The organism is Micromonospora sp. WMMD558 (genome assembly GCF_049315255.1).
In the GTDB taxonomy this organism is placed as follows: Bacteria; Actinomycetota; Actinomycetes; order Mycobacteriales; family Micromonosporaceae; genus Micromonospora.
Genome location: NZ_CP186061.1, coordinates 3962674 through 3987521, shown reverse-complemented (window position 1 = coordinate 3987521; position 24848 = coordinate 3962674). Strand labels below are relative to the sequence as shown.

The window sequence follows — 24848 nt, the reverse complement described above, 5'->3', positions numbered from 1 at the left end:
GCAGCATGCGTCAGGCCGCCGGCCGCTCGACGCCGGACGCCGTCCGGCTGCCGGACGGCCGTGCCGTGTCGATGACCACCGGCAGGCCGCGGTGCGCGCGGAACGCGAGGTTGGGCTGGTACGAACGGCGGTGGCCGGTCGCCAGCCGCAGGCCGGGAAGGGCCGCGGCGAGCCGGTCCAGCGCGATCCCGGCCTCCAGTCGAGCGAGTGCGGCGCCGATGCAGAAGTGCGGCCCGTGCCCGAAGGAGAGATGGTCGCCGGCGTCGGGCCGGGCGGGGTCGAACCGGTCCGCCCGGGCGAACACCGCCGGGTCCCGGTTCGCCGCGCCGATCAGCAGCAGGCAGCGCGCCCCCGCCGGGATGGTGACACCGCCCATGAGGACCGGTCGGGTGGTCACCCGCAGCCAACCGTCGATGGCGGGCGCGTACCGCAACGTCTCGGTGAGAAACCCGGGAATCAGCCCCGGGTCCTCGGTCAGCGCCCGCCACCGGCCCGGACTGGACAGCGCCTGGTCCAGCGCGTGGGCGAGCAGCCCGGCCGTGGTCTCGTGCCCCGCCACCAGGAGGTTGAACACGATGCTCGACACCTCGGCCACGGTGAGCACCTCGTCGTCACCGTCGCGGTACGCCAGCAACCGGCCGACGTGGTCGTCGCCGTACCGGCCGCCGTCGAGCCGGCGGCCGACGAACTGCTGGCAGTAGCGCCAGAACTCCAGCAGCCCCTGCGCCAGCCGAACCTGTTCGGCCGGGTCCGGCCTCCCCCAGATCAGCGCGATCTGCCCGTCCGCCCAGGCCCGGACCCGCCCGATGTCCCCCTCCGGCACGCCGAGGATGTCGAGCAGGACCAGCAGGGGCAGCTCGGTGGTGAAGTCCGGGACGAGGTCGGCCCGGCCGCCGTCCCGGGCGACGAGCCGGGACACCAGTTCGTCGACCCGGCGCCGCACGATCGCGCCGTACCGCCGCTCCACCCGGTCCGGGGTGTTGGCGAAGGTCGCCCGCAGCGCCCGCCGGGTCCGGGGGTGCACCGGCGGGTCGGCGGCGGCCGTCGTGGGCGGCGCGTCGATCCGCATGACGACGTCCATCGCCTCCGGGCAGACGTCGTAGACCGGCGCGAGGGTGAGCGCGTTGCCGAAGGCCCCGGCGTCGCTCAGCGCCCGGCGCACGTCCGCGTGCCTGGTGATCAACCACAGCCCCAGCTCGTCGTCGTGATGCACCCCGCCGGGCACGTCGAGGAGCTGCCGCCAGACCTGCGCCGGATCGGCGAGATACGCACCGGCGAACGGATTCAACCGCATGACCGCCTCCTGACTGTCGAATATCGGATTCGACGCAGCATCCGGACGGTCCTGATCGCCGCCGGACACCTTCACGGTGCGCGAACGACCGAATCAAGTCAAGAATTGTCCTTGTCGGTGAATGTCGATTGGGAATTGCGACTCCGTGACATTGCACATTTCCTTGCCCACCTGCAAATTGCGGCCCGCCGCTTGCGCGGTGAAACCGCCTATGAGCAGCGCAAACGACCCAGCAACCCGGGGTTCGCGCCAGCGCCCGAACATCGCGGTTCCACCCGCAACGGTCCGGGTGTCACCGAGAGGCGGACCTGTCCACGGCCTCTCGTTGTCATTCGCGGCCACGACGGCGCGGCCACGCCCGCATCGCATTCTGGGGACGCGCGCGTCCATTGTCTCGGCCGCGCATCCGCCGCTGCCATTGTCGGGAACAAGCTCCGGCAATACTCCACGGCGTCTGTCGGGCCGGCACGCGGGGCAGCGACCGGAGCGACCTCCCCCGAACCTTGCCCTTACCTGACTCGAACATCGGCGGACTAGCGTTGCTGCACATGACTGAGCGGGAAGCCGTCGCACATCTGCTGCGTCGCGCCACCTTCGGCCCGACGGCCGGGGAGGTGGACGCGGCGGAGCGGGCCGGCGTGGCGGCCACTCTGGACTCACTGCTCGCCCCGCCCGGCGCCGACCGGGGAACGGCAGCGACCCCGCTACCTGCGCTGGGCCCGGACCCGTACGCGGAACTGGCCGACAAGCCGACCCGGGAGCAGCGGCAGGCGGCCAACCGGGAGCGACGCGAGCAGGTGCTGCGGCTGTCCGGCTGGTGGCTGGACCGTATGGTCGCTGCCGACGACCAGGCGGGCGAGAAGTTGCTGTTCTTCTGGCACGGCCACTGGGCGACCAGCGTACGCAAGGTCCGGTCCGCGCCGCTGATGCTGCGGCACCTGGAAACGCTACGCCGGCACGGGCGCGGTCCGCTGGACGCGCTGGTGACCGCGATGGTGCGCGATCCCGCCCTGATCCTCTGGTTGGACGGCCACAGGAACACCCGGAAGGCGCCGAACGAGAACCTGGCCCGCGAGCTGATGGAGCTCTTCACGCTCGGCATCGGCGGCGGCTACACCGAGACGGATGTGAGGGAGGGCGCCCGGGCGCTCACCGGCTGGGTGGTGGACCGCCGCACCGGGGCGGCCCGGTTCACCCCGCGCCGGCACGACCCGGGGCCGAAGACCATCCTCGGGGTCACCGGCGACCTCGACGCCACGGCGTACGCCCGGCTGCTGGCCAGCCGTCCGGAGGCCGCGCGGTTCGTCGCGAGCCGGCTGTGGTTCCGGTACGCCGGCCCGCAGGTGCCCGCACCGGCCGACCTCGCCGGCCCGGACACCGTCGGTACGCTGCGCCGGGTGTTCACCGCGCCAGCCTTCGCGCAGAGCCCGGGCACCCTCGTCAAGCAGCCCGTCGAGTGGCTGGTCGGGGCGCTACGTCAGCTCGGCGTCCGCCCCTCCACCCTGCCGGAGCAGCGACGCCGGCAGCTGCTCGCCGGCTTGGAGGCGATGGACCAGGTACCCCTGCGCCCGCCGAGTGTCGGCGGTTGGCCGGCGGGCGGCGCCTGGTTGACCACCTCGTCGTTGCAGGCTCGACTCCGCTCGGCGAACCTGCTGGCCGCCGTCGCCGCCCCCGCCGCGCTGGACCGTCTCGCCGCCGCGCCGCCGGACGGCCGGCTCGACGCGCTCGCCCGGCTGCTCGTCGTGGACAGCTGGAGCGACCGCACCCGGGCCGCCCTGACGCCGCTGGCCGGTGAGCCACGGCAGCTACTGGCCGCCGGCCTGGTCAGTCCCGAATACACCGTCAGCTGAGCCGGAGGAAGCCCGATGGACGCCCTGACCCGACGACGGTTCCTCCTGGCGAGCGGGGTGGTCGGCGCGACCGCGCTCGCGGCCGGCGCCGCCGCGTACCGCCTGGACGACCTGTTCGCCACCGCCGGCGACCGCGACCCGGACGCCGCCACGCTGGTCCTGGTCACCCTGTACGGCGGCAACGACGGTCTCAACACGGTCGTCCCGTACACCGATCCGGCGTATTACTCCGCCCGTCCCGAACTGGCCTACTCCGCCGAGCAGGTGAAGCGGCTCGACGACACGGTGGGCCTCAACCCGGCGCTGGGCGGGCTGCACCGTCTGCACGGCGAGGGCCGGCTCGCGGTGGTCCGGGGTGTCGGCTACCCGAAGCCGGACCGCAGCCACTTCCGGTCGATGGACATCTGGCACACCGCCCAGCCGGCGCGCCCCGGCACCACAGGGTGGCTCGGTCGGTGGCTGGACCGCGCCGGCGGCGACCCCCGACTCGCGGTGTCGTTCGAGCCGGCCCTGCCCCCGCTGCTCGCCGGTGAGCGCGCGGCGGGTGCCTCGGTGCCGGTGACCGAGCGAAAGGCGGCGCGCGGCCTGCCCGAGCCGGTCCTCGCCGCGCTCGCCGCCACCGAATCGGGCGAATCGGCGGCCCGGGCCCGGGCCGCCGCCTGCTTCGCCGACCTGCTGTCGGTCGACGAGATGGTGCGCACGGTGCACGACGCCGCCGGCACCGACGAGCCGGAGGCGGACGGCGAGGCCGGCCCCGCCACCGCGACCGGGGGTGCCCGCACTCCGCTCGACGCCCAGCTCGACCTCGTCGCGCAGTGCGTCGAGGCCGGGGTGATGACTCGGGTCTTCTCGGTCTCGCTCGGCGGCTTCGACACGCACGCCGACGAGAAGCAGTTGCAGGAGGTGCTGCTCGGCCAGGTGGACCGCGCGGTGACCGCCTTTGTGGACCGGATGGCGCGGAGCGGGGCCGGCCGGAAGGTCGTGGTGGCCGTGTACTCCGAGTTCGGGCGCCGGGTGCGTGCCAACGCCTCCGACGGCACCGACCACGGCACCGCCTCCGACGTGCTGCTGCTCGGGTCGGCGGTGCGCGGCGGAGTGCACGGCGAGGCACCCAGCCTCACCGACCTGGACGACGGGGACCTCACGTTCACCACCGACTTTCGGGACGTCTACGCCACCCTGCTGGAGCAGGTTCTGGAGACCGACCCGGGTGCGGTGCTGGACGGCTGGCGTGGCCGGCTGGCCGGCGTCGTGTGACCGTGCGGCCCCGACCGGACCGGCACGGTCTCCGACGGGGCATCGCACATGAACCGACCATCGGTGGGTAACGGTCGGCGATGGCACGGTATACCAAGCCCGATCTCCGGGAGCAGATCAAGGAAGAGATCAAGGCATCGGACAAGGGCGGCCGGCCCGGACAGTGGTCGGCCCGCAAGTCGCAGCTGCTCACCCAGGAGTACAAACGGCGCGGAGGTGGCTTCCAAGGCCCGAAGGACGAGCGGCAGAAGTCGCTGCAGCGGTGGGGCAGCGAGAACTGGCAGACCAAGGAAGGCGACACCCGGGCGCGGCGGGACGGCGAGACCCGCCGCTACCTTCCGGAGCAGGCCTGGAAGCGGCTCTCACCCGAGGAGCGACGCGCGACCGACGCCAAGAAGCGCAGGGAGTCGAGGTCGGGCCGGCAGTACGTGCCCAACACCGGGCCGGCCAAGCGCGCCCGCCGGAACGCCACGTCCGCGGGGAGGCTGTCCGAGCTGACGGTCGCCGAGGCGAGCAAGCTCGTCCACGGCCTGGACACCCGCCAGCTCAAGGCGGCCCTGGAGCGGGAACGCGGCGGCAAGGCCCGCAAGACCCTGATCCAGCGGCTCCAGTCGGAGCTCAACCGCCGCTGACCTGGCGGTTGGGGTGCCGCGCCCGCAACCCGTGACGACGAACTCGACCCGACCGGCGACGCGGGTCCGGGTCGCGTGGGGCCCGGACCCCCGGCTCACCGGTCACGACCACGACACCTGGGGGGACGGGTAGAAGTCCACCTCCTGCAGGCGCCACCGCGGCGCCTGCGCCCCCAGTCGGGTCCGGAACGACTCCCAGTCGTGGCTGGCCGCCTGCGACCAGCCGAGTTCGGCGATCGCGGGCAGGCGCGGGAAGGCCATGTACTCGATGTCGTCCAGGCTGCGCAGCGTCTCCGACCACAGCGGCGCCTCGACGCCGAGGATCGCGTCTTCGCCGACGCCCGTCACGCGGTGCGCCGGGTCCCAGCCGTACGCGTCGCGCACCTCGATGTAGCCGGCCCACCGCAGGCCCAGGCGGGTGGTGGCGTCGTACTTCATGTCGAGGTAGGCCTTGCTCGCCGGCGACATGATCACCTTGTTGCCCCGGGCGGCGGCCTCGGCCAGCACGTCGTCGGTCGTGCCGGTACCCCAGAACTGGGCCACGACGTCGGTCGGCGGGTCCACCTGCACGATCTCGTTCCAGCCCGAGGTGCGCTTGCCGTACTTCGCGACGAGCGGCAGCACGCGCTCCATGAACGTGCGGTAGTCCTCGTCCGTGGTCGCGTGCGCCTCGTCGCCGCCGATGTGCAGGAACGGCCCGGGCGTGATCGCCGCGACCTCGCGGATGACGTCCTCGACGAACCGGTAGGTCAACTCGTCGTCGATGCACAGGGAGCTGTAGCCGACCGCCATGTCGGTACGGGGCGGCGGCGCGATTCCGTCGCAGTTGAGTTCGGGGTACGTCGACTGGGCGGCGTTGGTGTGCCCCGGCATGTCGATCTCGGGAACGATCGTGATGTGCCGCTCGGCGGCGTGGGCCACCACGGCCTGGTAGTCGGCCTTGGTGAGGTACCCGGGCCCGGCACCGTCGACGCCGGTGCCCGGACCGCCGCCGACGGTGGCGAGCCGGGGCCAGGAGTCGATCTGGATCCGCCAGCCCTGGTCGTCGGTGAGATGGAGGTGCAGATAGTTGATCTTGTACTGGCTCAGCAGGTCCACGTACGCCGTGATCTCGTCGACGGTGTGGAAGTGTCGAGCCAGGTCGAGCATCGCCCCCCGGTACGCGAAGCGCGGATAGTCCACGATCCGCCCGCCGGGCACCGACCAGGTGACCCGCTGCCGTTCGGACGCCTCGATCCGGGCGGGCAGCAGTTGCCGCAGCGTCTGCGTGCCGGCGAACAGCCCGGCCGCCGTGTTCGCCCGGATCGTCACGCCCCGCCGGGTGACGTCGAGCTGGTATCCCTCCGGGCCGACGCGCCCGTCCGCGCCCTCCATGACCAGGGCGATCTCCGGCAGCGGCGTCGAGCGGACCGGCAGTACCGGCAGCGGGTAGCCGGTCGCGGGGCGCAGCGTCTCGGCGAGTTGCCGCCCCACCCGCCAGGCGGGGACCGAGCCGGGCGACGTGCGGATGACGGTGTGCGGGCCGAGCGTGAACGTGCCCCGGGCGTCGGGGCGGGTCTCGACGGGCGCGGGGACCACATCGCTCAGCTGCCGGACCGGGGCGGCCACGGCCGGGGCCACCGGGAGGACGAACGGCAGTCCGAGTACGGCCACGGCCAGCAGGCGGGTCATGGTGTTTCGCCGACGCACGAGTACCTCCAGGGTCGCGGCAATCGATACAGGTCGATCGATCAGCACGCTACCCGCGCGGTGCGCATCCTGTAAACCTTCCTTACAGTAAGGTCTCCGAACGTCCGCCGGGTGGGCGCGACCCGGCGTCCGGTCGGGATTCGCCTACTCCTCCTCGGCGAACACGACGTCGCGGCGCTTGCGGATGGTCGGGAGGAGGGCGACGACGAGCGCTGCCACGGTCAGGGCCAGCAGCACCGCGGAGATCGGTCGGGTCAGGAAGACCGACGAGTCGCCGCGGGAGATGATGAGCGCGCGCCGCAGGTTCTCCTCCAGCAGCGGTCCGAGGACGAAGCCGAGCAGCAGGGGCGCCGGTTCGCAGCCGCACTTGATCAGGATGTACCCCAGCAGCCCGAAGAACACGATCGCGTAGACGTCGTACGGGTTGAAGCTCAGCGAGTAGGTGCCGATCGCGGCGAACAGAATGATCATGGGGAACAGCACCCGGTACGGGATGCGCAGCATGCGCACCCAGACGCCGATCAGCGGCAGGTTCAGCAGCACGAGGAGCACGTTGCCGATCCACATCGACGCGATCAGGCCCCAGAACAGCGCCGGCTCGTCGGCGAGGACGTTCGGGCCGGGGGTGATGCCGTGCACGATGAACGCGCCGACCATCAGCGCCATCACCGGATGGGCGGGCAGGCCCAGGGTCAGCAGCGGGATGAACGACGTCTGCGCGGCGGCGTTGTTCGCCGACTCGGGGCCGGCGACGCCCTCGATCGCGCCGCGCCCGAACTCCTGCTGCCGCTTCGAGATCCGCTTCTCCACGGCGTAGGAGGTGAACGAGGCCAGCACGTGGCCACCGCCGGGCAGCACGCCCAGCGCGGCGCCGAGACCGGTGCCCCGCAGGATCGGGCCGGCGATCCGGCGCCGGTCCTCGCGGGTCGGCCAGAGGTTCCGCACCTTGCCGACGATGGCCGTGCGGCCCTGCTCGTTCTCCAGGTTGCGCAGGATCTCCGCCACCCCGAACATGCCGACGGCCACCGACACGAAATCGATGCCGCCGTACAACTCGCGCTGGTCGAAGACGAACCGGGGCGTGCCGGTGTAGATGTCCTGACCGACCGTGCCGAACAGGACGCCGAGCGCGATCATCGCCAGCGCCTTGAGCACCGAGCCACGCGCCAGCGCGATCGACACGATCAGGCCGAGCAGCACCAGCGAGAAGTAGTCCGCCGGGCCGAACTGCAACGCGACGCGGGCCAGCGGTGGGGCCGCGACGGCCAGCACGACCGTGGCCAGGGTGCCCGCGACGAAGGACCCGATCGCGGCGGCGGCCAGCGCCGGTCCGGCCCGACCCTGCCGGGCCATCTCGTGACCGTCGAGCGCGGTGACCGCCGCCGACGACTCACCGGGCAGGTTGATCAGGATGGCCGTCGTCGAGCCGCCGTACTGTGCGCCGTAGTAGATGCCGGCCAGCATGATCAGCGCCGTCACCGGCTCGAAGTTGAACGTGATCGGCAGCAGCATCGCCACCGTCGCCGTCGGTCCGATGCCGGGCAGCACGCCGACCGCCGTGCCGAGCAGCACGCCCACGAAACAGTAGAGGACGTTCTGGACCAGGAAGGCGGTCGAGAAGCCCAGCACGAGGTTGTCGAGAAGGTCCATGCCTCAATCCGGGTGGCGCGTCAGAACGACAGCCAGGGACCCCACAGCGGGATCCGCAACTGGAGGCCGACGACGAAGATGAGCGTGCTGGCCACGGTCAACCCGGCGGCCACGACCACGGCCGTGCGCAGTCGCACCTGTCGGCTGGCCAGGGTGGAGAGGAGGGCGGTCACCGCCGCCGTGGGCACGAACCCGAGCTTCCGGAAGCTGTATCCGAAGAACACGACCGCGACCACGATGACGGCGACCGCCCGCCAGGGCACCACCCCGAACGGGAGCGCCTCGCCCGCGACGAGCCCCTTGCCGACGATCGCCAGGCCGAGAGCGGCCAGGATCACGCCGAGCACCAGCGGGAAGTAGCCGGGACCCATCCGCAGCGGGGTGCCCAGCTCGTAGCTGAGCGACCCCACCACGAATGCGCCGCCGACGAGGACGAAGATTCCTCCGGCCAGAACGTCCGGAAGGGACCGTCGGCGTTCCACCTCAGGAGGCCTTGACCCCGGCGTCGGCGATGATCTTCGCCCAGGTGCCGAGCTGCTCCTCGAGGTGCGCCCGGTGTGCCTGCGGGGTCGCGTCCGCCGCCGGGACGGGCGCGGTGCCCAGCTTCGCCATCTGGTCGATCACCGCCTGGTCGGCGAGCGCCGCCGTCAGCGCCTCGGACAGCTTCTGGACGACGTCCTGCGGTGTGCCCTTCGGGGCGTACAGGCCGTGCCAGACGCTGACCTGGAGCTGGGGCAGCCCCGCTTCGGCGGTGGTGGGCAGGTCGGGCAGGCTCTTCACGCGCTCCGGGGTGGTGACCGCGTACGCCTTGACCTTGCCCCCGGAGATCTGGCCGCTGGTGTTAGTCGTCTGGTCACACATGAAGTCGACCTGGCCGCCGACGAGGTCCGTCAGCGCGGGGCCGGTCCCCTCGTACGGGACCTCCTGGAGCTTGACACCGGCGGCGTGCTGGAACAGCAGGCCGCACAGGTGGGACGCGGCGCCGATGCCGGCGTTGGCGAGGGTGACCTCGTTGGCGTTCGCCTTCACGTGGCTCACCAGGTCCTGGAGAGTCGTGGGCGGGAAGTCCCGGCGGGCGACGATGGTCATCGGCACCTCGGTGACGAGCCCGATCGTCTCGAAGTCCTCGAGCGGCTGGTAACCCAGGTTCTGGTAAAGGGCGGGCGCCGTGGACATGCCGATGTGGTGCATGAGCACGGTGTAGCCGTCGGGCTCGGCCCGCGCGACCTCGCCGGCGCCGACCGTGCCACCCGCCCCCTCGACGTTCTGTACGACGATCTTGGCGCCCAGCTTCGCGGCCATCGGCTCGGCGATCATGCGGGTGACGGTGTCCGTCGGACCGCCGGCGCTGAACGGCACGACGAACGTGATGTTCCGGTCCGGGTAGTTCCCGGCGTCGCCGCCGCTGCCGCCGTTGCCGGAACAGGCGGCCAGGAGCGCAACGGCGCCGATCGCGGCGATCATCCGCGCGGCGGCCCGGTGCCTGGTCGTTGTCATGTCGGGGCCTCCTCGTCAGCGCATGCGCACTCGTCCGTGAGTGCGCCGCCCCAGTCTCGACCGGCGGGGACGCGGATGGTGTCAGAGGAATCCCAAGAACTGGAGGGCTTACACGAGCGTCGATCGGGCTCGTACAATTCGCCGGTATGCGGATCACCGTCATCGAGGATGACGACCGTGTGGCGCGGGGTCTGGTGACCGTCCTGGCCCAGGCGGGCTTCGAGGTCCACCGCGTCGCCACCGCCGCGGCGGCCCTGCGGGCCGCTCCGTCCGACGTGGTCCTCGTCGACCTGGGCCTGCCCGACGGCGACGGCCTCGACGTGATCCGCAGGCTGCGCGACCGCCCGGCGACCGCCGTCATCGCCGTGACGGCGCGCTCGGAGGAGCACGAGCGGGTCCGTGGCCTGCGCGCCGGCGCCGACGACTACATCGTGAAGCCGTTCGGCATCCCGGAGTTGCTGGCCCGGATCGACGCCGTCCTGCGGCGCACCCGGGCCGCTCGTGCCCTGAGCCGCCCCGACGAGCCGCTCGTCCTGGGTCCGATGCGGGTCGGCGTCGGCACCCGCGAGGTCACCGTCGACGGCACGCCCGTGACGCTGACCCGCAAGGAGTTCGAGCTGCTCCTGCTGCTGGCCCGGCGTGCGCCGAACGTGGTGAGCCGCGACGTCATCCTCGACCAGATCTGGGGCGCGACCTGGGAGGCGTCGAGCCGCACCCTGGACACCCACATCGCGGCGTTGCGGCACAAGCTCGGGCCGGCCGTGCTCATCCGCACGATCCACGGGGTCGGCTATCGGCTCCTGGCCGACCAGCCGGAGCTGATCGGCTGACGTGCCGTGCACCGTCGCCTGCTCGTCGTCCTGGTGCCCCTCGCGGTGCTGCTCGTGGCGGCGCTCGGGGTGCCGCTCAGCGTCACCGTGGCCGAGCGGGAGATGCAGGAGACGTACGTCGACCGGCTGGGCGACGTCGGCCGGTTCGCGTCGCTCGCCGAGACCGCGCTGGCGACCGGGCGGACCGAGGCGCTCAACCAGGCGCTGGTGCGCTACCACGAGCTGTACGGCATCCCGGTCGCGCTGATCGACACGTCCGGCACGGTGCTGCTCGGACCAGGCCGTGCGTACCAGGAGGCGGCGCGGGCCGAGCCGGAGTTGCCCCGGATCGTGACGGCGGCGCTGGCCGGGTCGAGGTCCGAACCATCCGGGGAATGGGCGCCGTGGGACGACTCGGCCCTCGTGGTCGCGGAGCCCGTGGGCCGGGACAGCGAGGTCGTCGGCGCCGTCGTGACGATCTCCGACCTGTCGAGGACGCGCGACCGCATCCTCGTGCGCTGGGCCCAGCTCGCCGGGCTCGGGCTGCTGCCGCTGATAGCGCTGGTGGCCGTCGCGTGGCCGGTGTCGGCGTGGGTGCTGCGACCCGTCCGGGAGCTGGACGCGGCGAGCTCGCGGATCTCGCGGGGCGACCTGACGATCCGGGCGGACGCCGAGGCCGGCCCGGTCGAGCTGCGGCGGCTGACGGAGTCGTTCAACACCATGATGGACGCGGTCGAGAACGCCGTGCAGCGGCAGCGGGCGTTCGTGTCCGACGCGTCGCACCAGTTGCGCAATCCGCTGACCAGCCTCCGGCTCGCGGTGGAGAGTCTGGAACCGCACCTGCGTCCGGCCGGTGCCGGGCGGCAGGTGTACGACGTCGCCGTCGACGAGCTGAAGGCGATGCAGCGGATGCTGAACTCGCTACAGGCCAGCGCGCGGATGGAGAGCATGCGGACGGCGTCGCCGGTGGACCTCGACGCGGTAATGGCGACCCGGGTGGACCGGTGGCGGGCGTTGACGGCGGCAGCGGGGCAGACACTGGCGGTCGACGTGCCGCCGGGGCTGCGGCTGCTGGAGCCGCCGGGCGGGCTGGGCAGCGTCCTGGACGAGCTGGTCAGCAACGCGTTGCGGCTGTCCGACGCTCAACTGGTGGAGGTGAACGCCCGGGTCGTCCCCGGCGCGGCGGACGCCGGACGCGGCAACGGCCCGACGGCCGGAGGCATGGTCACCATCGCCGTCCGTGACGACGGCCAGGGCCTCGACGTCTCCGAGCGGGCCCAGGCGCTCGGACGGTTCTGGCGGTCGCCGCGGCACCAGAACGTGCCCGGCACCGGGCTGGGACTGGCGATCTGCGCCGACCTGGTCGGGGCTGCCGGGGGCGCGCTGCGGCTGGAGGAGGGCCTGCCGCGTCCGGACGGGTCCGGGCACGGATTCGCCGCCGTGATCACGTTGCCGGTCGTTCCCCGGGTGGCGTCGCCGGCCGCCCCGGCTCCGACCCCGGTCTGAGCGGGCCCGGCCGCGCCGCTCCCCCCACGTCAGCGCTTACGGTCGCGGAACCAGGCGGCCGCGCCCGGATGGAGCGGGACCGATCCCGTGGAGATCCCGGTACGCACGTTGATCTGCCACGCTTCCGGAACGGCCTCGGCGTCGTCCCGGCTCGCGGAGGTGATCGTGCGGGTGTGCGTGAAGATCGTGTCGGTGATGGCGTGGACCAGGTCGTCGGGCAGGTCGTCACGCACCAGGAGCACGTTCGGCACGGCGACGGTGCGGGTGGCCGGGACGCCGGCGTAGGCGGTCGCGGGGATCACCGCCGGAGCGTACGGACCCGGGTACGCCGTGAAGAGCGCGTCCGCCTGTGCGTCCAACGGGATCAGCCGGACCGGGTGCCGCTGCGCCAGCTCCGTGACGGCGGGGGTCGGGACGCCGGTCAGGGAGAACATCGCGTCGATCTCGCCGTCGCGCAGGGCCGCCGCCGATTCGGCCTGGCTGAGGTACCGACCGTCGGCGCTCACCGGGCCGAGCTCCAGGACCCGCAGCGACGTGAACTCGGTCCCCGAGTCGCGCGCACCGAGGGAGACTCTCCTGCCCTGCAGGTCCCGGAACGTGTCGATCGCCGAACCGGCCAGCACCACGAGGTGCAGGTGACTGTCGTAGAGCCGGCAGATCGCCGAGAGCCCCTCGGGTGCGCTGCCGTCGGTCCTGATCAGCGCGTCCAGGCTCGTCAGCCCGAGGTGCACCTCGCCGGCCAGCAGCATCCGGATGTTGTCGGTGGACGCCCCGCTCGGCACGGTGGTCACCGTGACCCCGGGCACCTGCTCGGCGATGTGGTCGGCCAGCGCACCACCGATGCGCCGGTAGACCGCCCCCGCCGGCCCGGTGGCCAGTCGCAGGTGAACCTCGTCGACGTCGGGCCGCCGGGAGCACCCGGCGAGCAGCCCTCCGGCGGCCACCAGCACCACCCGCCGGCTGAACCGGACCTCCAGGTTCAGCGCCATGCCGAGATGATACGGACGGGGGTCGATCGAGGCCGCCGCGCGCCTCAGGCGGCGTAGCGGGCAGCCAGGTCCACCGTCCGCCGGGCGGCGGCCACCATCGCGCGGTCGGCGAACCGGCCGTCCGGCAGCACCACCGTTCCCGAGTCCCGGGTCTGCGCCTCGGCCACGGCGGCCAGCAGTTCCTCGGCCCGGGCCACGTCCCGCTCGGCGGGGCGGAACGCCTCGGCGATCACCGGCAGTTGGCGGGGATGGATGGCGGCCCGGCCCAGGAGGCCGAGGCGCCGGCCGACCGCGCAGGAGGCGGCCAGTCCGTCGGTGTCGGTGACGTTCGCGTACACCGACATGGCCGGCGGGGCGAGGGCGGCCGCGCGGGCGGCGACCACCACCCGCGAGCGCGCCCAGGCCAACCCGGCCTCGTCGTCGACACCCAGGTCCGACCGGAGGTCGGCCTCACCGAGCCCGACCGAGGCGACCGCCGGGTGGGCGGTGGCGATGGCGTACGCCGCCTCCAGGCCGAGCGCCGACTCGATCAGCGGGTGCAGCGGGGTGTCCACCCGGGCGGCCAGCGCGGCCACGCTCGCCGGTGACTCGACCTTCGGCAGCCGCAACCCGGCCAGCCCGGGGCGGCCGGCGACCGCGGTCAGGTCGGCGTCGAGCTCCGGGCCGGTCAGTTCGTTGACCCGTACCTGCACCGGCAGCGGGTGCGGCTCGGCGAGGAACTCGGCGACCGCGTCCCGGGCGTACGACTTGCGGCCGGCGGCCACCGCGTCCTCCAGGTCGAGGATGACCGCGTCGGCGCCGGCGGCGACCGCCTTGGCGAACCGGTCCGGCCGGTCGCCGGGAACGTAGAGCCAGGTGAGCAGCACTCAGATCACCCCCTGGTCACGCAGCGCGGCCAGCTCGGCGTCGTCGAGTCCGAGGGCCCGGAACACGGCGTCGGTGTCCTGGCCGTGCCGGCGCCCGGCGTGCCGGATCGCTCCGGGGGTGTCGGCGAGCCGGAACGGCACGTTCTGCATCCGCACCTCGCCCAGCTCCTCGTCCGGCACGGTGCGGACGGTGCCGAGCGCGGCGTACTGCGGGTCGGCGAGGACGTCCCGCACGTCGTAGACCGGCGCGACCGCCGCCTCGGCGGCCTCGAACGCGGCCACCACCTCGTCCCGGCCGCGCCGGGCGACCCAGGCGCTCACCGCGGCGTCCAGTTCGTCGGCGTGCGCGGCGCGGCCGCTGCCGGTCGCGAACCACGGCTCGTCGACCAGTTCGGGGCGGCCGACCAGCCGCATCACCCGCTCGGCGATGCTCTGCGCGCTGGTCGACACGGCCACCCACCGTCCGTCCGCGCACCGGTAGGTGTTGCGCGGGGCGTTGTTGTTGGACCGGTTGCCCAGCCGTGGCTGGAGGTAGCCGAGCTGGTCGTACCAGGTGATCTGCGGGCCGAGCATCGCCATGATCGGCTCGATGATGGCGAGGTCCACCACCTGCCCGGCACCGGTGAGGTCGCGGGCCCGCAGCGCCAGCATGGCCGCGTACGCGGCGGCCAGCGCGGTCACCGAGTCGGCCAGCCCGAACGGGGGCAGGGTCGGCGGGCCGTCGGGTTCCCCGGTGGCGGCGGCGAAACCGCTCATCGCCTCGGCCAGGGTGCCGAAGCCGGGCCGCCGGGCGTACGGGCCGACCTGCCCGAAACCGCTGATCCGGACGATCACCAGCCGGGGGTTGACCGCGTGCAGCTCGGCCGGGCCGAGCCCCCACCGCTCCAGCGTGCCGGGGCGGAAGTTCTCCACCAGCACGTCGGCCTCGGCGAGCAGCCGGCGCAGCAGGTCGGCACCGGCCGGGTCGGACAGGTTGCAGGTGACGGTGCGCTTGTTGCGCCCGAGCACCTTCCACCAGAGGCCGACGCCGTCCTTGGCCGGTCCGTGCCCGCGCGACGGATCCGGCTTGGCCGGGTGCTCCACCTTGATCACGTCGGCGCCGAAGTCGCCGAGGAACGCCGCGGCGAGCGGCCCGGCGAACAGGGTGGCCAGGTCGACCACCGTCACCCCGTCCAGCGGCGCGGTCACCGGGTCGCCTCCGTCGCGTCCCCGCCGCCCGGCACCGCAGCAACCAGGTCGGCCGCGCAGCGGAAGCCGACCTGGTCGGAGCGGGTCATCCCGGCGCCGAGCAGCAGCAGCTTCACCGAGACGTCCGGCGGCTGGGGGCCGCCGTCGAGGTACCAGTCGGACCCCTCGGCCCGGTACGCGGCACCGCCCTTCACGATGGCGAACCGGGTCCGGCCGTCGGAGTGCTCGCTCTCGGTGAGGTTCCACACCAGCGGCTCCCCACGAACCAGCAGTCCCGCCTCGGCGGCCACCTGCCACTCGTCCTCGGTCGGCAGCCGCAGCCCGGCCCACGCCGCGTACGCGCGGGCGTCGGCCAGTTCCACCCCGGTGACCGGGGCGTCGGCCGGCCCCTGACCGGCGGTGAACCGCTCCGCGCGCACCGGCCGGTAGCCGGTGGCGCGCAGGAACTCGGCGTACTGACCGTGGGTCACCTCGTGGGTGGCGATGGCGAACCGGCCGAGGTGGACGCTGCGGCGCAGCGTGCCGGTGTGGTGCAGCCGGGGCGGCAGCGGCTTCCACTCGTCCAGGTAGGGGGTCTCGCCGTAGAGCCCGGTCTCCCGGACCCGGTGGTGGACCACCAGCTCGCGCCGGACGCCGTCGACGGCGACCATGCCCGTCGGCACCCCGGTGCGCGGCGCCCACGGGGTCCGGACCCGCACCGCGGCGCGGGCCGGGAACGACGGGTCACCGACCGGGGAGGCGTGCGCCGGACCGGCGTCGTCGGCGGTGGCGACCACGGCGGCGATCGCCCCGGCCGGCAGCGGCCCGCCCACCGCGACCCGACCGTCGGCGGTCGGGGCGGCGGCCAGCTCCGCGCCGGTGACCAGGTCGACGTAGCGTCGGCCGGGACGCGGCTCGGTGACCAGCCACGGGCCGTCGTGGTCGCCGCCGGTGTTCGCCACCGTCCACAGCGGCTCGCCGTCGTGCGTCCAGCGGGACGCGTACACCCGACCGGTGCCGGGGTGGTCGGCGAGCGGGACCCAGTCCTCGGCGCGCAACCACGCGGCGTGGCTGGCCTGCACGCGGCGCATCGCCCGCAGCACCGCCCGGTCCCGGTCGTTCCAGCCGACCCAGACCCCGAAGACGCTCTCCCAGACCAGCACCCCGACACCGTTGAGCCAGGCCGAGTGCAGCTCGTCGAGGTGGCTGCGGTGCCAGCGGCGGGTGTGGTGCAGCACGTGCCGGCGTTCGAACCACTTGGCCCGCAGCACGCCCGGCACCTCGGAGTCGGCGAACCACTGCGCCCAGCTCATCGCGTGGTCGGCGACGCGGGCCAGCGGCACCCGGCTCTCCCCCTCCAGCACCAGGCCGGGGCGGACGGCGTCCAGCTCGCGACGCAGCTCGCCGGCGCCCTCCTTGAGGGTGTCCAGGAAGACGCCGTCCACGCCGAGCGTGCCGGCCAGCGCGGCGACCTCCCGGGCGTCGGTACCGGCCTCGCGTCGGGTGCCGGTGTCCCACGGGTTGTAGTCGACGAACACCCGCACCCCGCGCCGCTGAAAGGCGCGCACCACCTCGGGCAACTCCGGCACGTCCCGGTAGAAGTCGAACTGGTTGCGGTCGTCCAGGCCGATCACCGGGTACGCGTGCCAGAGCACCACCCCGTCGAAGCCGCCGAAGTCGCGCTCGGCGGTGTCGAGGAACTCGTCGACGGTGAAGACACCCCGCTCGTGGTCGTACAGCGTCTCGTCCCACAGCCAGGCGAGGCAGACGCTGAAGCAGTCGCCGGGGATCTCGGCGTAGTGGGAGCCGGTGTACCCGATCCGCGCCCGGGCGTCGGCCCGCCAGCGGGTGAGCTGCTCCCGCCAGGCCGGCCAGTCCGCCGGGTCGGCCGGGGCGGCGAAGATCTTCGCCTCGTCCAGCGTGCTGAGGTCGGCGTCCGCGCCGAGCGGCACCTCCGTGGGCCGGTCGATCGGGCGGGGCACGTACGGGTTGAAGCTCACTCGGTACCTCGGTAGGTCGCGGTGTACAGGGCGTCGATGGCGGCCCGCTCGGGCAGCGCGGTCGACGCGCCGGGGCGCTGCGCGCAGGCGGCGCCGGCGGCGCACGCCCAGCGCACGACGTCGGTGACGGCGTCGGCGTCCGGCGCGCCGCCGCGCTCGGCCCAGCCGACCGCGAGCGCGCCGGTGAACGCGTCACCGGCGGCGGTGGTGTCCACGGCGTCGATCAGCGGGGCCGGGACGGTGCGGCGCGCCCCGTGGCGGTCGGCGTACGCGGCACCGCGCGCGCCGAGGGTGAGCACCACCCGGGGCACCAGCGTCAGCAGCGCGTCGAGCAGCACCGCCGGGTCGTCGGAGAACACCCCGGCGACGACGGCCGCCTCGTGCTCGTTGACCACCAGCACGTCGACCAGGTCGAGCAGCTCCGCCGGCAGCGGGACCGCCGGGGCGGCATTGACCACCACGACGGTGCCCGCGGCGCGGGCGAGGTCGGCGGCGCGGACGACGGTGGGCAGCGGCACCTCCAACTGGAGCAGCAGCACGTCGGCCGCGCCGATCACCGCCGCGTCGTCGGCGTCGAGTTCGGTCAGCGCGGCGTTGGCGCCGGGGGCGACCACGATGAAGTTCTCCGCCGCCTGGTCGACGGCGATCAGCGCGACCCCGGACGGGCCGGGCACGGTCCGCAGGCCGCGCAGGCCGACCCCGGCGCCGGCGAGACTGTCGCGTAGCTGCCGGCCGAACGCGTCGTCGCCGACCGCGCCGACGAACTCGCAGCCGGCGCCCGCGCGGGCGGCGGCGACCGCCTGGTTGGCGCCCTTGCCGCCGGGAACGGTGCGGAAGTCGCCGCCGAGCACCGTCTCACCGGGGCGGGGCAGCTGCGGCGTGCTGACCACCAGGTCCAGGTTGGCGCTGCCGACCACGACCACCCGCGCGCTCATCGCGTGCCCGCCGGGGTGCTTCCGGCCGGCGCGCCGGTCCCGGCCAGAGCGGCGGTACGGGCCGCCAACTCGTCGAAGCCGATCCCGTCGAAGCCGGCGATGCTGCTGGCCAGCCGGTTGTGCAGCGGCGCGACCCAGCGGTCCGGCAGCCCGGAGGCGCCGGTCAGGGCCCCGGTGACCGCCCCGACGGTGGCGCCGGTGGAGTCGGTGTCCCATCCCCCGCTGACCACCGCGCAGATCGACCGTTCCAGGTCGCCCCGCCCGTACGCGAGCGCGGCGGCGATCAACGCGGCGTTGTTGCGCACGTGCACCCAGTGCAGGTGGCCGTGCCGGGCGTACAGCTCGTCCACGACGGCCTCCCAGTCGTCGGTGCCGGACCCGAGGGCGCGCGCCTCGCGGACGGTGGCGGCGAACCGGCTGCGCGGCGGCAGCACCGCCTCGCCCGCGTCGAGCACCTCGTCCACGTCGCCGGCGACGGTGGCGGCCGCGGCCATGGCCGCCACCCAGATCGCCCCGTACGCCCCCGCGCGGACGTGGCTCACGCTGGCGTCCCGCCAGGCCAGCTCGGCGGCCCGGTCCGGGCGGCCCGGGTTGACCCAGCCGTGGACATCGGTGCGGATCTGGGCGCCGATCCACTCCCGGAACGGGTTGTGCCGCCGCGCGGTGGCCGGCGGGGCCAGCCCGAGCAGCAGGTTGCGGTAGGCCACCCGCTCGGCGGTGAAGACCCGCCCGCCGGGCAGCCAGTCCAGCCACGCCTGGGCCACGTCGGCGCTGGTGAAGCCCGGCCCGTGCGTCTCCAGCACGCGCAGCGCCAGGAGCGCGAAGTTGAGGTCGTCGTCCTCGGGCATCCCGTCGATGTTCTCGGCCAGGCTGGTCGGGGCGCTGCGCCGGTTCCACGGCCAGCGGGCCGCCACGTCGGCGGGCAGCCCGCGCGCGGTGAACCAGTCCCGCAGCGGCCAGCGACCGGTCGCGACGAGAATCTCCCGGATGCCCTGCCGGGGGATCTTCTCCACCGGCTTGCCGAGCAGGCAGCCGACCGCCCGGCCGAGCCAGGCCCCGTGCAGCCGGTCGTCCGCCGCCGGGCCGGCCGGCAGCGACCAGGTCGCCGGCCAGGTGGCCCGGACGGCGTCCAGGTCCTCCGGTTCGTCGGCGGACGCGGCGGCCGGCAGCGCGTCGGCCGCGTCGAGCAGCTCGGTGGCGAGGGACCGCAGCTCCGGCGTGGCCGGGCTCGCCGAGGCCCCGCTGACCGGCGGGGTCAGCTCCCCACCGGCGGCGGCCCACCGCCGGGCGATCGCCTCCACGTCGCGACCCTCGTCCCGGCTGGCCGCGATCTCGTGCGGCAGCAGGTCCTCCGGCTGCACCCAGGTGATCCTCACGCCGACTCCCCCACCTGCCCGTCGCCGAGGCCGGCGAAGCGCTCGGCGCGGCGGGCGAAGCGGGCCCGGTCGCGGTCGAAGACCTCGGTGGCCACCGCGGCGAGGGTGCGGGCCGGCTCCACCAGGTCGGTACGCGAGGCGGTGGCGACCGCCTCGGACCACTCGGCGGGCACCGCCGACGCGCCGCCCAGCGCCCCGGCGATCGCCCCGGCCATGGTGGCGGTGGAGTCGGCGTCCCGGCCGTAGTTGACCGCGCCGAGCACCGCCGCGCGGTAGTCGCCCCGGGCTACGACGAGCATGCCGATGGCGACCGGCAGTTCCTCGATGGCGTGCAGCCGGCTGGGTCGCCGGGCCCCGAGGCCGGGGTTGCGGTACTCCTCGCCCACCGTGTCGTAGCGGGACACCGCGGCGCGCAGCGGCGCGATGGCGGCCCGCCAGTCGTCGTACGCCCGGGCCTCCTTGACCACCGCGTCGATGGCCGCCCGGGTGCCGTCGCGGGCCAGGTCCAGGGTGGCGGCGACGACGTCCTCGACGCCCGCGCCGGGGGCCGCGGCGGCGGCGACCGCGGCGGCGAAGACCGCCGCGGCCTCCCGCCCGTAGCTGTGCTGGTGCGCCCCGGCGACCTCCACCGCCTCGGCGTACGCCCCGGCCGGGTCGCCCGCGTTGACGATGCCGACCGGGGCCATGTACATGGCCGCGCCACAGTTGACGATGTTGCCCACGCCCGCCTCGCGGGGGTCGACGTGCGCGTGGTGCAGGCGGGTGACCAGCCACCGCTCGGCGGCCGCGAGCCGGTGGAAGGTCACCCCCTCGCGCTCCAGGTCCGGGATGTACACCACCCGCTCGATCAGGTCGGGGACCAGCAGCTCCACCACGTCGTACGCGTCCAGGTGGTCACGCTTGGCCGCGTACGCCCGCACCAGCGCGTGGGTCATCAACGTGTCGTCGGTGATGTGCCCGTCGCCCTTGTGGTACGGCGCGAGTGGCCGCGCGGTGGCCCACTCGGCGTGGAACGGGGGCACGATGCCCTCCACCCAGCCGCCGAAGCGGTGCCGGATCTGCTCCGGGAGTGCCGTCTCCGTGGCCCCGCCGAGGGCATCGCCCACGGCGGCGCCGACGAGACATCCGACCGACTTGTCGAGCAAGAGTGACATCGTTACCTCAGAACCTGCTTGCCACCGTCGACCAGCTGCGTGCCGAGCTGGTCCAGGGTGATCTTGTTGGCGAAGTACTGCTGCAGGGCCGGAGTGGCGTACTTGGTCTTCCACTCCGGGTACCCGTCGGCGAGCTGGAACGGCGCGACGGTCAGGTCGGCCGCGCTGTCCGCGGCGACGTCCCAGCCCTGCTTGCCACCGGTCAGCTTGACCAGTTCCTCGTTGGCCTGCCTGCCGGTGGGCACCAGCCAGTCACCCTTGGCGAGCGCGGCCATGTTGGCCGGGTTGAGGAAGTACTCCAGGAACTGCGCGGCCTGCTTCTTGCTCTTGGAGTCCTCGGCGATGGACAGCGTCTGCGGGTTCGCCGCCTGCTTGCTGGACAGCCCCTTGACCGGGGGCAGCGTCACCCACTCGAAGCCGGCCGGCGCCTGCTCGACCATCTGCTGGCGCAGCGACACCGAGCCGGGCAGCATGGCGTACTTGCCGCCGAAAAAGCCGGGCAGGGTGTCCGCGCCGCTCATTCCGAGCGCCTCGGGGGACGCCGACTTCGTCGTGTAGATCATGTCGTGGATGCGCCGCGGGACCTCCTTCTCCGGGTCGCCGACCTTCACCTCGGTCCGGCCACCGTCGGTGTAGAAGAACTTCCCGTCGAAGTTGAGCGCCAGGTTGAGCACCCGGTTGGTCGGCGACTTCAGCGCCCAGGCCACGCCGTACTGGCCGGGCTTGGTGAGCTTCTGCGCGTTGGCCTGGAACTCGTCCCAGGTCCAGCCGCCGTCGGCCGGCGGCACCGCGACGCCGGCGGCGTCGAGCAGCTTCTTGTTGGCGATGACGACCTGTGACTCCAGGAGGAACGGCACGCCGGTGACCTTGCCGTCGTAGGTGACCGTGTCCCAGACGCCCTGGTCGATCTGGCCCTTCAGGTCGCCGGACACCAGGCCGGACAGGTCGGCCAGGTAACCCTGCTTGCTGAACTCCCCGATCGCGGACGCCTCGTAGTGGACGATGTCCGGTGCGTCGCCGCCCTCGAACGAGGTGACCAACTGGTCGTGGATCGAGTTCCAGTCACCCTGGACGTACTCGACCTGGATGTCCGGGTGCTCGGCGTTCCACTTGGCGACCAGGTCCTTGTTGGCCTGGAGCGACTCCTTCTGCCAGGCCAGGCTGAGGAAGCGCAGCTTCACCGGGCCGGACGTGGACTCGTCGTCGCCGCCGTCGCCGCACGCGGTGAGCGCGCCGAGGCCGACGACCGCTACCGCGGCGGCCGCGGCGAGTCGACGGAATCTTCTGCGGAGCATGGGGGGAACCTCCTCGGTGGTGGGGTGTGCGATCAGCCCTTGACCGCGCCGGCGAGCGACCCGGACGAGAGCCGGCGTTGCATGAACGCGAAGAAGATCAAGCTGGGCAGGGTGGCCAGCAGCGAACCGGCCGCGAGCGGGCCCAGGCGGGCGGTGCCCTCGATGCCGACGAACCGCGCCAACGCCACCGGCAGGGTGGCCAGTTCGGGCGTCTTGACCAGCACCAGGGCGAAGAAGAACTCGTTCCAGGCCGAGATGAACGAGAACAGCGCGGTGGCGACGACGCCGGGCGCGAGCAGCGGGAAGACCACCCGGCGCAGCACCTGCAGCCGGCTGGCGCCGTCCACGCTGGCGGCCTCCTCCAACTCGCGCGGGATGTTGCGGACGAAGCCCTGCAGCATCCACAGCGCGAACGGCAGCGCCCAGACCACGTAGATCACCACCAGCCCGGCGTGGGTGTTGGCCAGGCCGACCTGCCTCAGCACCAGGAAGATCGGGATGATCAGCAGCACGAACGGGAAGAGCTGCGAGAGCAGCACCCAGCCCAGGGCCACGGTGCCGAGCTTGGAGCGGAACCGGGCCAGCGCGTACGACGCGGGCAGCGCCACCAGCACGGTGAGCACGGCCGAGGCGAGCGAGACCTGGAGGCTGTTCAGCGCGGCCCGGCCCAGCTCCTGCTCGGTGAAGGCCTGCACGAAGTTCTGCACCGTCGGGTTGGACGGCACCAGCGTCGGGTGCAGCTGCACCAGCTCCCGGGGCGGCTTGAACGCCGTCGAGACCAGCCAGACCAGCGGGAACCCGAGGAAGATCAGGTAACCGGCCAGCGCCACGTACTGCAACGTCCGCCCGGTACGGCTCGGCCTTCCGATCACGTCAGTTCGCCTCCCTCAGCCGGCGACGCAGGTAGACGGCGAGCAGCGCCACGATGATCACGACCATCACGTTGCCGAGCGCGGCGGCGTAGCCGTAGTTGCCGTAGCGGAACGCCTCCTCGTACGCGAACAGCATCGGCAGCATCGTCTTGCCGCCCGGACCGCCGGCGGTGAGCACGTAGACCAGCCCGAACGAGTTGAAGTTCCAGATGAAGTCCAGTGCGGTGATCGCGACGATCACCGGCGCGATCGCGGGGAGCGTGACGTGCCGGAAGCGGTGCCAGGTGCTGGCCCCGTCCACCGCGGCCGCCTCGTGCAACTCCCGCGCCACGCCCTGCAGGCCGGCCAGGAGGACGACCGTGGTCTGCGGCATGCCCGCCCAGACCCCGACGATGATCACCGCCGGCAGGGCGGTGCTGAAGTCGCCGAGCCAGTTGGTCCGCAGCCCGTCGGCCCCGACGCGGTGGAAGAACTCGTTCAGCAGACCGGCGTCCGGGTGGTAGACGAGTTTCCAGAGGATGCCGATCACCACCGGGGGCATCGCCCAGGGCACCACGGCCAGCACCCGCGCCACACCCCGGAAGCGCAACTGCTGGTTCAGCAGCAGCGCCAGGCCGAGGGCGAGCAGGAACTGCAGGACGGTCACCCCGAAGGCCCAGAGCAGACCGATCTTGAACGAGTTCCAGAACAGGTCGTCACCGAGCAGCTCGCGGTAGTTCTCCAGGCCGGTGAAGCTCACGTCGACGTTGCGGCCGGCGCGGGCGTCGGTGAAGCCCAGGTACATGCCGCGCAGGAGCGGGAAGACCGACAGCAACAGGATGGGCACCAGCGACGGAAGCAGCAGCAGGTAGATGGCGGTCCGGTCGGAGCGGGACCGGGCGGAGCCGCGCGGCTTCCCGCGCCGCGCGACATCCGGCCGCTCGGCCACGGCGGTCATGAGGGCAGCTCCTCGGTGGACGGGCGGGGCCCCGGCACGGCGACCCGGCTGGAGGCGCGTACGGCGAGGCTGGGCGGCACCTGCTCCCGACGGGGTGGCAGGCTCGGGTCGGCGATCCGGGTGAGCAGCAGCTCGGCGGCGCGCCGCCCGCGCTCGGCCGAGCCCAGGGAGACGCTGGACAGCTGCGGGAACATCATCTGGGCCAGCTCGGTGTCGTCCATGCCGACCACGGCCACGTCCTCGGGCACCCGGTGCCCGGCGGCGAGCAGCGCGTGCAGCGCCCCGACCGCGATCAGGTCGTTGGCGCAGACCAGCGCGTCCGGCCGGGCCCGGGCCAGCAACCGCTCGGCGGCGGCGCGGCCGGCCGCGTACTGGAAGTCGCCGACCTCGACCAGGTCCTCGTCGAGCCCGATGCCGTGCCGGTCGAGGGCGGCACGGAAGCCCGCGTCGCGGGCGGCGCCGGGAACGGTGTCGAGCGGGCCGTTGACGAACCCGATCCGTCGCCGTCCGGTGCCGACGAGGTGGTCCACGGCCAGGGCGACGCCGTGCCGCGAGTCGGTGCGTACGTTGTCGACCGGCGCGTCGGCACCGAGCTGGCCGACCACGACCACCGGGACCGGGCTCTGCACCAGCGCGGCCAGGTGGTCGTCGGTGACCCGGATCGGGGACAGGATCATGCCGTCGACGTAGCGGTTCGCCAGCCGGCGCAGCAGGCTGGTCTCGTTCGCGATCTGCCCGCCGGTCGCGTGCACCAGCAGCTGGCGTCCGGAGGCGGCCACCACCGCCTCGATCGCCCGCATCATCGACACGTAGACCGGGTTGCCGATGTCCTCGACGGCGAGCGCGACCAGTCCGGTGCGCTGGGACTGCAGCGAGCGGGCGATGGCGTTGGGCACGTACCCGACCTCGGCCGCGGCCGCGCGGACCTTGCGGATGGTCTCCTCGCTGCCGCCGACGCCGTTGAGGACGCGGGAGGCGGAGGCGATGGAGACGCCGGCGCGGGCGGCCACGGTGTGCACGGTGGGCCGACCGTCGGCGGAGTCCTGTAAACGTTTACGAACCACGACCCGGCA

The 24848-nt window shown here is 73.4% G+C and carries 21 protein-coding genes; 5 read left to right on the top strand and 16 right to left on the bottom strand.

Going from position 1 to position 24848, the window contains the following annotated elements; genetic code table 11:
* Nucleotides 1-10: 10 nt before the first annotated feature.
* Nucleotides 11-1294: a cytochrome P450 gene (locus tag ACN26Y_RS19090; protein WP_422733174.1), complete on the bottom strand. Its 1284-nt coding sequence runs from the start codon at nucleotides 1292-1294 to the stop codon at nucleotides 11-13.
* A gap of 548 nt (nucleotides 1295-1842) precedes the next feature.
* Here ACN26Y_RS19090 and ACN26Y_RS19085 point away from each other — a divergent pair.
* The 3 genes from ACN26Y_RS19085 to ACN26Y_RS19075 all read left to right on the top strand — a co-directional run bounded on the left by ACN26Y_RS19085 (nucleotide 1843) and on the right by ACN26Y_RS19075 (nucleotide 5033).
* Entirely contained in the window at nucleotides 1843-3144 is a 1302-nt protein-coding gene (locus tag ACN26Y_RS19085) for a DUF1800 domain-containing protein (RefSeq protein WP_422733173.1), read from the top strand.
* Nucleotides 3145-3159: 15 nt separating this feature from the next.
* On the top strand, nucleotides 3160-4401 hold the full coding sequence (locus ACN26Y_RS19080) for a DUF1501 domain-containing protein (RefSeq protein ID WP_155331586.1): 1242 nt from the start codon (nucleotides 3160-3162) through the stop codon (nucleotides 4399-4401).
* Nucleotides 4402-4481: 80 nt separating this feature from the next.
* Nucleotides 4482-5033, top strand: a complete 552-nt coding sequence (locus tag ACN26Y_RS19075) for a DUF5872 domain-containing protein (RefSeq protein ID WP_155331585.1) — start codon at nucleotides 4482-4484, stop codon at nucleotides 5031-5033.
* A 102-nt stretch (nucleotides 5034-5135) separates the two neighbouring features.
* Here ACN26Y_RS19075 and ACN26Y_RS19070 read toward each other — a convergent pair whose 3' ends face one another.
* The 4 genes from ACN26Y_RS19070 to ACN26Y_RS19055 form a co-directional block, all read right to left on the bottom strand.
* Nucleotides 5136-6722 carry a beta-N-acetylhexosaminidase gene (locus ACN26Y_RS19070; protein WP_422733172.1) on the bottom strand — a complete coding sequence of 529 codons (1587 nt, stop codon included), beginning with the start codon at nucleotides 6720-6722 and terminating at the stop codon, nucleotides 5136-5138.
* A 144-nt stretch (nucleotides 6723-6866) separates the two neighbouring features.
* Complete coding sequence (locus ACN26Y_RS19065; protein ID WP_155331584.1) at nucleotides 6867-8372, bottom strand: tripartite tricarboxylate transporter permease; 1506 nt, start codon at nucleotides 8370-8372, stop codon at nucleotides 6867-6869.
* A gap of 20 nt (nucleotides 8373-8392) precedes the next feature.
* Complete coding sequence (locus ACN26Y_RS19060) at nucleotides 8393-8854, bottom strand: tripartite tricarboxylate transporter TctB family protein (RefSeq protein ID WP_422733171.1); 462 nt, start codon at nucleotides 8852-8854, stop codon at nucleotides 8393-8395.
* Between the two features lies 1 nt (nucleotide 8855).
* Nucleotides 8856-9869 carry a tripartite tricarboxylate transporter substrate-binding protein gene (locus tag ACN26Y_RS19055; protein WP_422733170.1) on the bottom strand — a complete coding sequence of 338 codons (1014 nt, stop codon included), beginning with the start codon at nucleotides 9867-9869 and terminating at the stop codon, nucleotides 8856-8858.
* A 146-nt stretch (nucleotides 9870-10015) separates the two neighbouring features.
* On the opposite strand from ACN26Y_RS19055, the gene ACN26Y_RS19050 reads away from it, so the two are divergent.
* Together ACN26Y_RS19050 and ACN26Y_RS19045 are read left to right on the top strand one after the other, a co-directional pair.
* The gene (locus tag ACN26Y_RS19050; protein ID WP_155331582.1) at nucleotides 10016-10699 is read left to right on the top strand and encodes a response regulator transcription factor; all 684 of its coding nucleotides are present in this window, start codon (nucleotides 10016-10018) and stop codon (nucleotides 10697-10699) included.
* 6 nt (nucleotides 10700-10705) lie between these two features.
* A complete protein-coding gene (locus ACN26Y_RS19045; protein WP_422733169.1) occupies nucleotides 10706-12184 on the top strand; it encodes an ATP-binding protein in 1479 nt (492 codons plus the stop codon).
* 29 nt (nucleotides 12185-12213) lie between these two features.
* Here the strand turns inward: ACN26Y_RS19045 and ACN26Y_RS19040 are convergent, their stop codons facing one another.
* The 11 genes from ACN26Y_RS19040 to ACN26Y_RS18990 are packed head-to-tail and all read right to left on the bottom strand — an operon-like array spanning nucleotide 12214 to nucleotide 24839.
* Nucleotides 12214-13173, bottom strand: a complete 960-nt coding sequence (locus tag ACN26Y_RS19040; protein ID WP_155331580.1) for a TAXI family TRAP transporter solute-binding subunit — start codon at nucleotides 13171-13173, stop codon at nucleotides 12214-12216.
* Between the two features lie 44 nt (nucleotides 13174-13217).
* Entirely contained in the window at nucleotides 13218-14039 is an 822-nt protein-coding gene (locus ACN26Y_RS19035; RefSeq protein ID WP_422733168.1) for an HpcH/HpaI aldolase/citrate lyase family protein, read from the bottom strand.
* The gene (locus tag ACN26Y_RS19030) at nucleotides 14040-15227 is read right to left on the bottom strand and encodes a CaiB/BaiF CoA transferase family protein (protein WP_422733167.1); all 1188 of its coding nucleotides are present in this window, start codon (nucleotides 15225-15227) and stop codon (nucleotides 14040-14042) included.
* Nucleotides 15224-17206: an SUMF1/EgtB/PvdO family nonheme iron enzyme gene (locus tag ACN26Y_RS19025; RefSeq protein WP_422733166.1), complete on the bottom strand. Its 1983-nt coding sequence runs from the start codon at nucleotides 17204-17206 to the stop codon at nucleotides 15224-15226. The genes ACN26Y_RS19030 and ACN26Y_RS19025 overlap by 4 nt, the downstream gene beginning before the upstream one ends.
* Nucleotides 17203-18141 carry a ribokinase gene (locus ACN26Y_RS19020; RefSeq protein ID WP_155331576.1) on the bottom strand — a complete coding sequence of 313 codons (939 nt, stop codon included), beginning with the start codon at nucleotides 18139-18141 and terminating at the stop codon, nucleotides 17203-17205. The genes ACN26Y_RS19025 and ACN26Y_RS19020 overlap by 4 nt, the downstream gene beginning before the upstream one ends.
* Entirely contained in the window at nucleotides 18138-19517 is a 1380-nt protein-coding gene (locus ACN26Y_RS19015; protein WP_422733165.1) for an ADP-ribosylglycohydrolase family protein, read from the bottom strand. Before ACN26Y_RS19015 ends, ACN26Y_RS19020 begins: the two co-directional genes overlap by 4 nt.
* On the bottom strand, nucleotides 19514-20671 hold the full coding sequence (locus ACN26Y_RS19010) for an ADP-ribosylglycohydrolase family protein (protein WP_366599648.1): 1158 nt from the start codon (nucleotides 20669-20671) through the stop codon (nucleotides 19514-19516). The genes ACN26Y_RS19015 and ACN26Y_RS19010 overlap by 4 nt, the downstream gene beginning before the upstream one ends.
* Nucleotides 20672-20673: 2 nt before the next feature.
* Nucleotides 20674-21966, bottom strand: coding sequence for an ABC transporter substrate-binding protein (locus ACN26Y_RS19005; RefSeq protein WP_422733164.1), 1293 nt, complete (start codon nucleotides 21964-21966; stop codon nucleotides 20674-20676).
* A 32-nt stretch (nucleotides 21967-21998) separates the two neighbouring features.
* Entirely contained in the window at nucleotides 21999-22838 is an 840-nt protein-coding gene (locus ACN26Y_RS19000; RefSeq protein ID WP_366599650.1) for a carbohydrate ABC transporter permease, read from the bottom strand.
* Between the two features lies 1 nt (nucleotide 22839).
* The gene (locus ACN26Y_RS18995; RefSeq protein WP_155331572.1) at nucleotides 22840-23775 is read right to left on the bottom strand and encodes a carbohydrate ABC transporter permease; all 936 of its coding nucleotides are present in this window, start codon (nucleotides 23773-23775) and stop codon (nucleotides 22840-22842) included.
* A complete protein-coding gene (locus ACN26Y_RS18990; RefSeq protein ID WP_230688637.1) occupies nucleotides 23772-24839 on the bottom strand; it encodes a LacI family DNA-binding transcriptional regulator in 1068 nt (355 codons plus the stop codon). Before ACN26Y_RS18990 ends, ACN26Y_RS18995 begins: the two co-directional genes overlap by 4 nt.
* Between the last annotated feature and the right edge of the window lie 9 nt (nucleotides 24840-24848).